The 11,667-nt window shown below is 70.7% G+C and carries 10 protein-coding genes; 5 read left to right on the plus strand and 5 right to left on the minus strand.

The features are described 5' to 3' along the window. Positions 1-10: 10 nt before the first annotated feature. Entirely contained in the window at positions 11-1,639 is a 1,629-nt protein-coding gene (locus IPK71_26115) for a long-chain fatty acid--CoA ligase (protein ID MBK8217215.1), read from the minus strand. A 147-nt stretch (positions 1,640-1,786) separates the two neighbouring features. On the opposite strand from IPK71_26115, the gene IPK71_26120 reads away from it, so the two are divergent. Next, the gene (locus IPK71_26120; GenBank protein ID MBK8217216.1) at positions 1,787-2,281 is read left to right on the plus strand and encodes a hypothetical protein; all 495 of its coding nucleotides are present in this window, start codon (positions 1,787-1,789) and stop codon (positions 2,279-2,281) included. 22 nt (positions 2,282-2,303) lie between these two features. On the opposite strand, the gene folB is transcribed toward IPK71_26120, so the two are convergent. After that, positions 2,304-2,681 carry a dihydroneopterin aldolase gene (gene folB / locus IPK71_26125; protein ID MBK8217217.1) on the minus strand — a complete coding sequence of 126 codons (378 nt, stop codon included), beginning with the start codon at positions 2,679-2,681 and terminating at the stop codon, positions 2,304-2,306. Between the two features lie 184 nt (positions 2,682-2,865). Here folB and IPK71_26130 point away from each other — a divergent pair, with 184 nt between their 5' ends. Together IPK71_26130 and IPK71_26135 are read left to right on the plus strand one after the other, a co-directional pair. After that, positions 2,866-3,714, plus strand: coding sequence for a lamin tail domain-containing protein (locus IPK71_26130; protein ID MBK8217218.1), 849 nt, complete (start codon positions 2,866-2,868; stop codon positions 3,712-3,714). A gap of 415 nt (positions 3,715-4,129) precedes the next feature. Next, a complete protein-coding gene (locus IPK71_26135; protein ID MBK8217219.1) occupies positions 4,130-5,077 on the plus strand; it encodes a beta-lactamase family protein in 948 nt (315 codons plus the stop codon). 65 nt (positions 5,078-5,142) lie between these two features. On the opposite strand, the gene icd is transcribed toward IPK71_26135, so the two are convergent. Next, positions 5,143-6,426 carry an NADP-dependent isocitrate dehydrogenase gene (icd, locus tag IPK71_26140; GenBank protein ID MBK8217220.1) on the minus strand — a complete coding sequence of 428 codons (1,284 nt, stop codon included), beginning with the start codon at positions 6,424-6,426 and terminating at the stop codon, positions 5,143-5,145. A 114-nt stretch (positions 6,427-6,540) separates the two neighbouring features. Next, a complete protein-coding gene (locus IPK71_26145; protein ID MBK8217221.1) occupies positions 6,541-7,920 on the minus strand; it encodes a protein kinase in 1,380 nt (459 codons plus the stop codon). Between the two features lie 205 nt (positions 7,921-8,125). Here IPK71_26145 and IPK71_26150 point away from each other — a divergent pair, with 205 nt between their 5' ends. Beyond that, positions 8,126-9,193 (plus strand): hypothetical protein, encoded by a 1,068-nt coding sequence (locus tag IPK71_26150; protein ID MBK8217222.1) that lies wholly within the window; start codon positions 8,126-8,128, stop codon positions 9,191-9,193. Next, positions 9,190-10,170 (plus strand): hypothetical protein, encoded by a 981-nt coding sequence (locus IPK71_26155; protein MBK8217223.1) that lies wholly within the window; start codon positions 9,190-9,192, stop codon positions 10,168-10,170. Before IPK71_26150 ends, IPK71_26155 begins: the two co-directional genes overlap by 4 nt. Before the next feature lie 76 nt (positions 10,171-10,246). Here the strand turns inward: IPK71_26155 and IPK71_26160 are convergent, their stop codons facing one another. Then, positions 10,247-11,614 (minus strand): hypothetical protein, encoded by a 1,368-nt coding sequence (locus IPK71_26160; protein MBK8217224.1) that lies wholly within the window; start codon positions 11,612-11,614, stop codon positions 10,247-10,249. Positions 11,615-11,667: the final 53 nt, after the last annotated feature.

Below are 11,667 nucleotides of genomic sequence, written 5' to 3' on the forward strand. Positions count from 1 at the left end.
GAGCCACGCATCAGTCGACGATCGTCACCTCGAGCTTGTTCGCGGCGTAGTCCGCGCGCAGCACCTTCTTGTCGAACTTGCCGACGCTCGTCTTCGGCACGCTCGCGATCTGCGACCAGCGCTCGGGGAGCTGCCACTTGGCGACCTTCTCGCCGAGGAACGCGCGGAGCTGGGCGAACGAGACCTGCTGGTCGGGCTTCGGCACGACACACGCGAGCGGGCGCTCGCCCCATTTGTCGTCGGGCACACCGACCACGCACGCCTCGAGGACGGTGGGGTGCGCCATGAGGAGATTCTCGAGCAACACCGAGGAGATCCACTCCCCTCCCGACTTGATGACATCCTTCGCGCGGTCGGTCAGGGTGAGGTACCCGTCGGGGGTGAGGGTGCCCACGTCGCCGGTGCGCAGCCATCCGTCCACGAACTTCTCGGGGTCGTTCTCGGGGTAGTACGAGCCCGTCACCCACGGGCCGCGCACGCAGAGCTCGCCGGAGGTCGCGCCGTCCCAGGGGACCTCGTTTCCGTCGGGACCGAGGAGCTTCGCCTCGACGAACGGCGAGAGCCTGCCCTGCGTGATGCGCAGCTTCCAGGCGGTCTCCTCGTCGAGGCCATCTTTCACGACGGCGACGGAGCCGAGCGGGCTCGTCTCGGTCATGCCCCACGCGTGCACGATGCGCATCTTGTGGCGCTCCTCGAAGGCCTTCATGAGCGCGGGCGGGCACGCCGAGCCGCCGACGAGCACCATGCGGAACGAGGAGAGGTCGGTCGGCACCTTGTCGACGTACTGGAGGAGGCCCGTCCAAATCGTGGGCACCGCGCCGCCGAAGGTGGGCCGCTCGCTCGCAATGAGCCTCGCCACCGCGTCGGGCTGGAGGAAACGATCGGTGAGGATCAAGTCCGCCCCGACGAGCATGCACGCCCACGGCAGGCCCCACGCGCACACGTGGAACATCGGCACCACCGCGAGCACCCGATCGCCCGACGACACGCCGGTCGAGTCGCCCAGGCATAGCTGCATCGAGTGGAGCATCGCCGAACGATGACTGTAGACTACACCTTTCGGAGAACCCGTGGTCCCGCTCGTGAAGGCGATCGCGGCCGCGAGGCGCTCGTCGACGACCGGGAAATCGAAGGGGGAATCGCTCGCGGCGGCGAGGAGGGCCTCGTAGTCGTGCACCTTGCGGCCGGTGGCGGCGAGGGCGGTCACGTCGGCCTCGCCCACGACCACGACGTGCTCGATCGTGGTGCAGCCGGGGAGAATGGTCGCGAAGAGAGGCACGAGCGACGCGTCGACGAGCACGATGCGGTCCTCGGCGGCGTTGGCGATGAACACGACCTCGGCCGGCGGGAGTCGGATGTTGAGCGTGTGGAGCACGGCCCCCATCGCGGGCACGGCCATGTAGGCCTCGAAGTGCTCTTGGTTGTTCCACATGAACGTGCCGACGCGCTGGTCACCCGTGATGCCGAGGCCGCGGAGGGCGTGGGCGAGGCGCATGGCGCGCTTGGCGCACTCACGGAGCGTGGCCTTGCGAACGCCCTTCTCGGTGGCCGTCGTGATCGTCGCCCCTCCGTGCACACGCTCGGCGTGGCGGAACAGCGTGGCGAGCGAGAGGGGCGTGTCCATCATCGTGCTGAGCATGGCGTACCTCGGATCGCGGCCTCGCCCGACGCGAGCGCTGCGCGGGAGGAAGAGTGCCGAACGAAGCCCATCGGTTTCAACCCCGAACCTCGCCCGATTCGTATGGCGTCGTGCGTCACGGCGGCGATCTCGGATACGCTGAGGGGCGTGCGCCCCAAAGACCCCTGCCCGTGCCGCTCCTCGGCCTCGTACGCGGACTGTTGCCTCCCCGCCCACGACGGGACGAAGCCCCCCGCCGCCCCTCGCGAGCTCGTGCGGGCGCGCTACTCCGCCTTCGCGCTGGGCCTCGGGGAGTTCCTCCACGCGACGCTCTCGTCGGACCACGAGGACCACGCCGACGGCGACGACGTGCCTCGGCGGGTCCGCGAGCTTTCGACGGCGGGCAAGGGCCTCAAGTACATGGGCGTCGACGTGCTCGCCTCGACCGACACGGAGGCGCTCTTCGTCGCCAAGGTGTTCGAGAAGGGCAAAGACCGTGGGTTCGCGGAGCTCTCGCGCTTCGCCTGGGAGGATGGCACGCTCCGCTACGTGGGCGGGCTGCTCCTCCCGAAGGCGGCGCTGCCGAACGCGATCGCGACCATGCCGATCGACGCCTTCCGCGCCTACGCCGAGGCGCACCCCGACCTCGTCGTGGGGGGCTGAGCCGGGCGCACGGGCCCGAGGGTCACCCTCGCGTGGCGCGGAGCTCGACGGTCACGGTGTCGACACTGCTCCGGGTGGGCGGGCGCGACTTGGTCACCGCGACCGACACGCGCGTGGCCGGCGTGTCGGTGAGCACGCGCGAGATGACCCTCTGCGCGAGCGTCTCGAGGAGCCGGCACCTGCGGCTCGTGCCCTCTTCGACGACGAGCGAGGCGAGCCTGTCGTAGTTGAAGACGTCGGCGATCGCGTCCCCCGTGGGGAGCACCCCGAGCGGGAGGTGCGCCTCGAGCGAGACCAAGAAATCTTGCGGGAGGGCCTGCTCCGAGTCGGACACGCCGTGGTGCCCTCGAAACCGGATCCCGTCGAGGCGGAGGCGGTACTCGGTGACCGCGTGGCTCACGTGAGGGCGCGGGGGGGCGAGCTTCTCGGCCCGGGGGGCCGCGGGCTTCTTCGTGGGCTTCTTCGTTCGAGCCGCCATGGCCGGCGCACCATACCTTTTTTCGCGTCGCCGATCCGCTCGGTGTCGCGCAATCGTCACGCGACCTCATCCTCGGTGACGCACCCGAGGACGAAGAAGGGCGCCCATGCGCGTCGCCCTCCCCTCGAGCTTCTTCGCCCCCTTGGCCCTCGTCTCTCTGGCCCTCGTCACGGCATGCGCGACCGGCGTCGCCGTCGACGACGACGATCCCCCGAGCCTCGCCTCGAGCCGCGCCCTGCCCGAGGCCCCGAGCGCGTCCCCTTCCGCCCCGCAGACCACCCCCGAGGCAGGCGCCCCCCGCGACGCGAGCGCGGCGAGCGACGCCGCGACGCCTCCGAAGCCCGCTGCCCCCGACGCGGGCCCGATCGCGCCCGACGCCGGAACGGTGCAAGATGCATCGACCTCGCCCGACACGTCGACCGGCGGCGCCACGACCCAGGCCGGGCCCGGAGAGGTCCTCGTCACCGAGGTCATGTTCGATCCCGCGGGCTCCGAGCCGAACGACGAGTGGATCGAGGTGACGTGCGTCGCCCCGGGACCGCGATCGCTCCGTGGGCTCACGCTCCGCGACGGCGCGGGCCGCACCCACACCATCACGGACGACGTGGTCGTCGCCCCTGGGGCGTACGTGGTGCTCGCGAGGAGCCGCGCTTCGGCCCGCGCGCAGGGCATCACCGACGCCGTGATCGTGTACGAGTACGGAGCGGGTCAGGCGTCGGGGGCGGGCGTCATCCTCGCGAACGGCGCGACGGGAGCCATCGCGATCGCCCGTGGAACGACCGAGCTCGTCAAGGTGCCGTACGGGACGTTCTCGATCTCGACCACCGAGGGGCAGTCGCTCGAGCTCCGGCCCGGGATGGCGCCGTCCGTCGCGCAGTCGGCTCACTTCTGCGCGTCGACGGGGCAGCTCGGCGCCCTGCTCGCCACCCCGGGCCGCGCCTCGAGCTGCCTCTGAACCTCCGCCCGCCCGTGTGGCGTGAGGGGGATCGGACGCGTACGTTGAGGGAGTGTCCGAAGGCCGATCGCCCCCCCTCGACATGGACTTCAGGCGCCTGAAGTTGCAACTTCAGGCGCCTGAAGTCGGAGCACCGAGCCCTCACGATCGGCCTTTTTTTTCGCCATTCGGTGCGATCCGGGCCCTCACCGTTTTGCGTCATTTGCGGCGACCACGCGCGCGATTTGCACATCCGGCTCGGCGCTCGGCGCTCGGCTTCGCAGCTCTCGCGCTCGCCCTCCTCGTCGGGTGCTCGCGCGAGACACGTGGCCCGGCGGGTGGCGACCCTGCCCCCGCCACGGTCGCGTGCGCTGCCCGGGCGTCGCGCATCGAGGCGGCCCTTCGCGCCGTGCCACGAGGCAGCCCCGAGGCTCTCGTGGGCGTCGCGACGGCGTCGTGCCCGCCAGCCTATTTCGCGCTCTCGGGCGCCCACGGCTCGGGCGATCCACGCCGCCCGTTCCGCATGGCGAGCGTCACGAAGACGTTCGTCGCGACGCTCGTGCTTCGCGAGGTCGAGCGCGGCTCCCTCACGCTCGATGGCCCCCTCGGCGAGAAGGTGCCGAACCTGGGCTACCTCCGCCACACCACCGTGCGTGACCTCTTGCGCCACACGAGCGGGCTCTTTCCGTACGAAGAGGATCCCGAGTTTCGCGCGTGGCAGCGCCGCACACCGGAGCCCAAGGCCCCCGCGGCCCTCCTCGCGAGGGCGCTCGTTCACACGCCCGACGCCCGCATGGGCGCGCCGTTCCGGTACGCGAACACGAACTACGTCGCGCTCGGTCAGGTGCTCGAGGCCGTACGAAAGGAGCCCCTCGACACCCTCGTCGCGCGCGAGCTGCTCGGCCCCGAGGGTCTCCACGAGACGCACGCCGAGCGGCCCGACGAGCCTCATTCGCCTGGCTTCTTTCCTGGCTTCGACGCGCGAGGAGAGCCGCGTGGGCACGCCCATCACCCGAGCTGGCTCTACGCGGCCGGGCACCTCGTCACCACGATGCCCGACCTCGTCGCGTGGACACGCAAGTACGGCAAGGGCGCCGTCGTCCCGAGCGCGCTCACGAAGGAGTGGCTCGCGACGGTGCCCACCGAGCCCGACGTCGCGTACGGGCTCGGCGTGTTCGTGTCGCGCGGCGAGGCTTCGGGCGGCCTCGGCGAGGCGCGCAGCCACGCGGGGGACGTCGCCGGCACGCACCTCCAGGCCGTGCACTTCGTCGAGGCCGACGTCACCGTGGTCGCCGTGGTGAACCAAGACGGCGCGGACCCCGAGGGCCTCGTGCTCGCCGCCGCGCGCGCAGCCACCGCGAAGGAGCCCGAGCCTCCCAAATAGCCGAAGCCCCCTCGGCGAACCGAGAGGGCCTCGTCGCGAGCCGCGGGCCTTCGAGGCCCGAGCGCTCACATGTGCGCGATGATGTTGTCGGCGAACTCGGAGCACTTGAGCTCCGTCGCGCCGTCCATCATGCGGGCGAAGTCGTACGTGACCTTCTTCGACCCGATCGCGCCGTCCATGCCCTTGATGATGAGGTCGGCGGCCTCGATCCAGCCCATGTGGCGGAGCATCATCTCGCCCGAGAGGACGACCGAGCCCGGGTTCACCTTGTCGAGGTCGGCGTACTTGGGCGCCGTGCCGTGCGTCGCCTCGAAGATCGCGTGACCGGTGACGTAGTTGATGTTGCCGCCGGGCGCGATGCCGATGCCACCGACCTGCGCGGCGAGGGCGTCCGAGAGGTAGTCGCCGTTGAGGTTCAACGTGGCGATGACGTCGAACTCCTTCGCGCGGGTGAGGACCTGCTGAAGGGTGATGTCGGCGATCGCGTCCTTGATGAGGATCTTGCCGGCGGCGAGCGCGGCCTTCTGCTCGGCGTTCGCGGCCTCCTCGCCCTTCTCCTCCTTGGTCTTCTCCCAGGTGGCCCAGGTGTAGACCTTGTCGCCGAACTCCTTCTCGGCGAGGGCGTAGCCCCACTTCATGAAGGCACCTTCGGTGAACTTCATGATGTTGCCCTTGTGGACGAAGGTGACGCTCTTGCGCTTCGCATCGACCGCGTACTGGATCGCGGCGCGGACGAGGCGCTCGGTGCCCTCGGTCGAGACCGGCTTGAGGCCGATACCCGACGAGCCGGGGAAGCGGATCTTCTTGAACTCCTTGGGGAATTCTTTCTCGATGAAGCCGAGGACCTTCTGCACCTCGGGGCTCTTCGCCTCGAACTCGATGCCCGCGTAGATGTCCTCGCAGTTCTCGCGGAAGATCACCATGTCGACGTCGCCCGGCTTCTTCACGGGGCTCGGCACGCCTTCGAACCAGCGCACGGGCCGGAGGCACACGTAGAGGTCGAGGAGCTGGCGGAGGGCCACGTTGAGCGAGCGGATGCCGCCGCCGATGGGCGTGGTGAGCGGGCCCTTGATGCCGACGAGGTACTTCTTGAAGTCCTCGATCGTCTGGTCCGGGAGCCAGTTCTGGAACTTCTGGAACGCCTTCTCGCCGGCGTACACCTCGTGCCAGGCGATCTTCTTCTTGCCGCCGTACGCCTTCTCGACGGCGGCGTCGAAGACGCGGACGCTCGCGCGCCAGATGTCACGGCCCGTGCCGTCGCCCTCGATGAACGGAACGATGGGGTTGTCGGGGACGTTGAGCTTCATGCCAGCGCCCATCGTGATGGGCTGTCCGTTCGTGGCGGTCATGTCGAAATCCTCCAGGAAATTGAGGGTACACCGGCTACCACGCCCGCTCGCCCTCGCCAAGGGTCACGACCTTGCGCGAAGCGTCATCGGGTGCGTTTTTCGTGCGGTCGGGAGTCAGTCCGGTGGCGTCGTGGTGGGGACGGTCGTGGCCGCAGAGGTCGACAAGAGCCACCCCGTGAGCAGCGCCCCCGCGACGACCCCCACGAGCCCGACCACGATCACCGTGATCCACATCGACTTCGACCACCCCGAGACGCGCGCGGGCTCGACGAGGACCACGGCCTGCGAAGGAGGGGGCTTCGGCACACGCGCGGCCGCCTCGGCGCGGCTCGCGGCCTCGGCCACGACGAGCCCGAGGGGACGGCCCGAAGGATCGTCGGCGGACCGCAACGTCCCGTCGGCAGGGCGCGCCTCGGCGGGGGGAGGATCGGACCCCGCGGAGGGGAGGGTCTTCCCGGCCGGAACGCGGCCTCTCGGGTCGTCGGGTGGGGGGGCGTGCATGGGGGCTCGAGCGGTCGCGACGTCGGACGGGACGAGAGGGAACGTGGCACCAGGGCCGGGGGCTTCCGCTCCGGCACGCGCGGTCTCGGGGGGCTCGGGCAGGGTAGCGCGATCCGCGGCGGCCCCAAGCCCCAGCGTGGCTTCGTCGGCCGGGGGCTTCGTCTCGGTCGCGAGGCTCTCCGGTGACACCTCGGCGAGGACACGCTCGAGCTCGGCGTTCACGTCGTGCATCGACGGATAGCGGTCTTCGGCGCGCTTCGCGAGCATGCGCGAGACCAACACGGCGAGCCGGAACGGGAGAGAGCGATCGATCTCGGTGAGGAGCTTCGGAGGGTCGTCGCGACCCGTGGGGCCCGAGGGGTGCTGCCCCGTGAGGAGCTCGAACGCCATGACGCCGAGCGCGTACTGATCGGTGCGAGGGGTGACGGCGAGCCCGGCGATCTGCTCGGGCGCCATGTAACGCGGGGTGCCGAGCGCCTGCCCCTCGAGCGTGCGGAACGCGCCGGGAGCCTCGGTGCGTGTGCGCTTCGCGAGGCCGAAGTCGAGCACCTTCACGAGCCCTGCGCGGGTCACCATCACGTTCGAGGGCTTGATGTCGCGGTGGACGAGGCCGTGATCGTGTGCCTCGGCGAGCGCGCGGCCGACGTCGAGCAGCCAGGCCAGGCGCTTCCCGAGCGGGACGCTCGGGCTCCCGAGGTACGCGGAGAGCGTGTCGCCCTCGACGTACTCCATCGCGATGTACGCGCGCCCCTCGGCCTCGCCGTAGTCGTAGACGGCGACCACGTTCGGGTGGCTCACCATGGCGCCGAGGCTCGCCTCCCGAGCGAAGCGCGCCGGCCCCTCGCCGTCCATACGCTCCGGGAGGAGGGCCTTCAGCGCGACCTTGCGGCCGAGCACCGTATCGGTCGCGAGGTACACGCGCCCCATCCCGCCGTGACCGAGCTCCCGGTCGACCAGGTAACGAGCGAACGTCTGGCCTTCTGCGAGGGGCACGGAGGACTCGGTTTTATCCGAAGAGTCGCCGCGCCCGCCAACCGAAACGGCAAGCTCCGAGGGTCTTTGGGCTTCGTGGAACGAATCTCGAAGCGATCCGTCCAAGGGAAGCGCACACCCACCGCCAACGTACGCCTTTGGCAGACGTGGGTTGCCGCCGGGGGCAATCCCTGCATACTGCCTTTTTTCGATGGAAGAGCCCAAGATGACGAAGCACCGCGCCGTGTTTGGCTTGGCCCTAGGGGTAGCGTTCGCGGTGGCGTGCGGGAACGCCGCCACCGTCGGCACGATCGAGCCCGAAAACACGACCGAGCCGACGCTCCCCGACGGCGCGCCGAACCCGAGCTTCGATCCGTCCAAGGTGCCTCCCACCCTCGCCGACGGCGCGCCGAACCCGGTCTTCGATGCGACGATGCCCGATGGGGCCGTGCTCCCGGGCTTCGACGCGCAGCCTCCCCCGGTCGACGCCGGCCGCGACTCGGCCACGCCTCCCCCGGTCGACGCCGGCCGCGACTCGGCCACGCCTCCCCCGGTCGACGCCGGCAACCCCGGGACGCCGGGCGTGGTCTCCCTCGGCGGCATCGCGGCCTGGGACGCCCTCCCAGCCGCCGAGAAGGCGCGCGTGAACCAGTTCGCCAGTGCGTTCCTCCACCAGTCCGTCGGCCAAGACATGGAGGACGGCATCGAGGGCAACGGGGTGTCGGTCGAGTTCATGACCTCGGGGTCCACCCTCACGAAGTCGGGCATCCACGGCGGGCTCTTCTCGACGGGCAACGGGAACGGCCCCGGCAAGGTCACCGAGTGGCGAAACTTCTCGACCCGGAACGGCTCGACGCGGCTCAAGGTCGCCATCATGAAGTTCGGCTACGCCGACATCCTCGGGAACCTCACCGCCGTGCAGACGAGCTACCAGCAGGCGGTCACGGCCATCAAGGCCGCTGGCATCCGCGTGCTCCACGTCACGCCGCCCCTCGTCTACAACCTCCCCGGCGACAACGCTCCCAAGGAGCAAATGCGCACGTGGATGCTCGCGACCTTCCCGAACGACGTCATCTTCGACCTGACGGACGTCGAGAGCATCGACCCGAACAACGGGTCGCGCTGCACGCGCGGCGGCTCGTGGGAGATCTGCAACTCGGTGCGCTCCACCTCGGGCTGCCCGAGCGTCTCGCAGGGCGTCGACGCGGCCTCGGGCCAAGGGCACCTCTGCACGACGCAGGCGCGCCGCATCTCGAAGGGCTTCCTCTACGCGATCTACCAGGCCGGAAAATGACGAACCTTCGCCGCCTCGTCCCGCTCGCCGCCCTCGCCGTGTCGCCGGCGCTCGCCCTCGCGTGCAGCTCGGACCCGGGCACGGGCGGCACGACGCCCACCGGAACCACGACGACGTCCACGGCGCCCGACGGCGCCCCGCTCCCCACCGGCACGACGCTCCCCGACGGCGCCGTCCCGCCAGACGACGGGAGCAGCCCCCCCACCGACGGCGGCTCTCCCGGCACGCCCAACACCGTGGGTCAGGGCGGCATCGCCGCGTGGCTCGCGCTCACGACGGCCCAGCGAAACCAGGTGAAGGGCTTCAAGTCGGTCTTCTTGCACCAGTCGGTCGGCGGTGACCTCGAGGACGGCGCAAACGCCCCGTACGCGGCAGGGGGCGCGGCCGGGAGCGAGGTCTTCAAGTTCGAGTACTACCAAGGGAGCGGCACCATCACGGGCCCCGGCCTCAACGGCGGCCTCACGTCGAGCCCCAACGGGAACGGCCCCGGCAAGGTCGCCGACTGGCGCGCGGCCTCGCTCGCCAACCGCACTACCCTCAAGGTCACGAACCTCGAGTTCGGTTACGCCGACATCAACACCGCGGCGCTCCCGAACCTCAAGAACGTGTACCTCGCCGCTGTGAACGAGCTGAAGGCGGCGGGCATCAAGGTGCTCCACGCCACGCCCCCGCTCGTGCACGACGTGAGCGAGAACGGGCCGAAGCTCCAGATGCGCGAGTGGATGCTCCAGACGTTCCCGAACGACGTCATCTTCGATCTCGAGGATCTCGAGAGCACGGCGCCCGATGGCTCGCGATGCCAGGTCGGCGGCGTGTGGCGGGTGTGCGAGGTGTACCGGGTCAACAACGCCCAGGGCTGCACGAGCAACCAGAACCCCGGGCGCGACGGCGACGGTCAAGGCCACTTGTGCCTTCAGACCGCGGCGACCAAGATCGCGCGCGCCTTCCTTTACGCCATCTACAAGGCGAACCAGTAACGGGCGCGCGCGAGGCGAGGAGAGGCCGACGACGAATCGTGCGTCAGGCTCCCTGCAGCGCAACGTGCGCGCGCCGTCAGCGAACGAGCGCCTCGCCGCCGCAAGGGACGTCCACCGTTTGCCCCATGCCTTGGGAGCCAACTCGGACGTTGCGTTTCCCACATTTCACGACAAGAGGCGTCGGGGACGACTCGCCGAGCACGACGCCGTCGACCCACACGCGGTGCCACTGGCGGGCCGGAGCGAACGCGAGGCGTCCCATGCCGGCGGCCAGGGTCGGATCGCTCGAAGCCGAAGGCGGGGGGGCGGGCACGGGAACGACGACGGACGCCGAGCCAAGAGGTGCGGCCGACGCTGCACCGGGCGGCACGGTCGCGGGGGCGAGGGGCCAGCCGGTGCCGAGAGGGACCATGACACTCACGCTCGGAGCGACGGACGCCGAAGGAGCCTGGACGGGAGCGGCGGACACCGGGGCCGCGACCGAGACAGAAGCCGGAGCGACGGCGACGGGCACCTGGGCCGCGGGAGTGGTCTCGGCGGGCCGATCCGGCGCGAGGTAGTACGAGGCCGCACCTCCCGCGAGCGCCGAGACCCCGAGGATCACGGCACCGGCGAGCACCTTCGGGAGCAGACTCGGGGACGGCGGCGGCGCGACGGCGAGCGGCTGCACGAGCGCCGCGTCGCTCGACAGGGGAGCGCTCGGATCGATGGGCCCGAGCGCGTGGGGTGCCTGCGCGTGCGGAGGCGCGGCCACGCCGGGGAAAGCGTGCCCCATCACGGCCGATTGCGGCACGAGCACGTACCCTGCAGGGACCGTCGCCGCGTAGGCCGGATGGGCCGCGTAGGGCGCGACGGCGTACACCGGCATCGCCTCGGGTGAGGGGCCCACGGGCGATGGCGGCGGAGCTGGCGCGGCGAGCGCGACGGGCGGTGGGCTCGAGGGAGCCTGCGCGGACGCGCGCGGCGCGGGCGCCGGGAAATCCGTGCCCGTGAACGATGGAGGTGGCGGTGGGGCGGGACGGGGCGGAGGCTCGGACGATGCGGGCGCCCGTGTCGAGCGTGGCGGAGGCTCGGCGTAGACCTCTTCGAGCACGTCCGAGATGTCGACCTCACCGGTCGCGTCGGGGCGCACCTTCGAGCGATCGAGCTGCGACAAGATGCGATGCGCCGACTGGGCGGTGACGGGCTGTTTTTCGAGGGTCTTGGCGACGTCGTCGGGGAGGCTCGTGAAGCGCGGCAGCTTGGCGCGGCCATCGTCCGGGAGGCTCGGGAACCGCGGCAGGCCCGACGCTCCCGCGGGCACGTCCGGGAGGCTCGGGAACCGCGGCAGCCCGGACGGCGCGGGTCCGTGCACGACGGCCCGGTACTCGCCCGTGCTCGCGCCGTCGTCGTCTTCCGTCGGGAAGGCGGGCAACGGCGCCTGGCTGTTCGGCTTTCGGAGCATCGGCGGAGAGGGCCAGGATAGCACGAATTTCCACGCCGCTCGCACGCCGGAGC

Source organism: Myxococcales bacterium, assembly GCA_016712525.1.
GTDB lineage: Bacteria > Myxococcota_A > Polyangia > Polyangiales > Polyangiaceae > JAAFHV01.

Coding starts and splice junctions, on each gene's coding strand:
- IPK71_26130 (MBK8217218.1), top strand. CDS start 2,866: ATGCGCGTCGCCCTCCCCTCGAGCTTCTTCGCCCCCTTGGCCCTCGTC.
- IPK71_26160 (MBK8217224.1), bottom strand. CDS start 11,614: ATGCTCCGAAAGCCGAACAGCCAGGCGCCGTTGCCCGCCTTCCCGACG.
- IPK71_26150 (MBK8217222.1), top strand. CDS start 8,126: ATGACGAAGCACCGCGCCGTGTTTGGCTTGGCCCTAGGGGTAGCGTTC.
- IPK71_26155 (MBK8217223.1), top strand. CDS start 9,190: ATGACGAACCTTCGCCGCCTCGTCCCGCTCGCCGCCCTCGCCGTGTCG.
- IPK71_26115 (MBK8217215.1), bottom strand. CDS start 1,639: ATGCTCAGCACGATGATGGACACGCCCCTCTCGCTCGCCACGCTGTTC.
- icd (MBK8217220.1), bottom strand. CDS start 6,426: ATGACCGCCACGAACGGACAGCCCATCACGATGGGCGCTGGCATGAAG.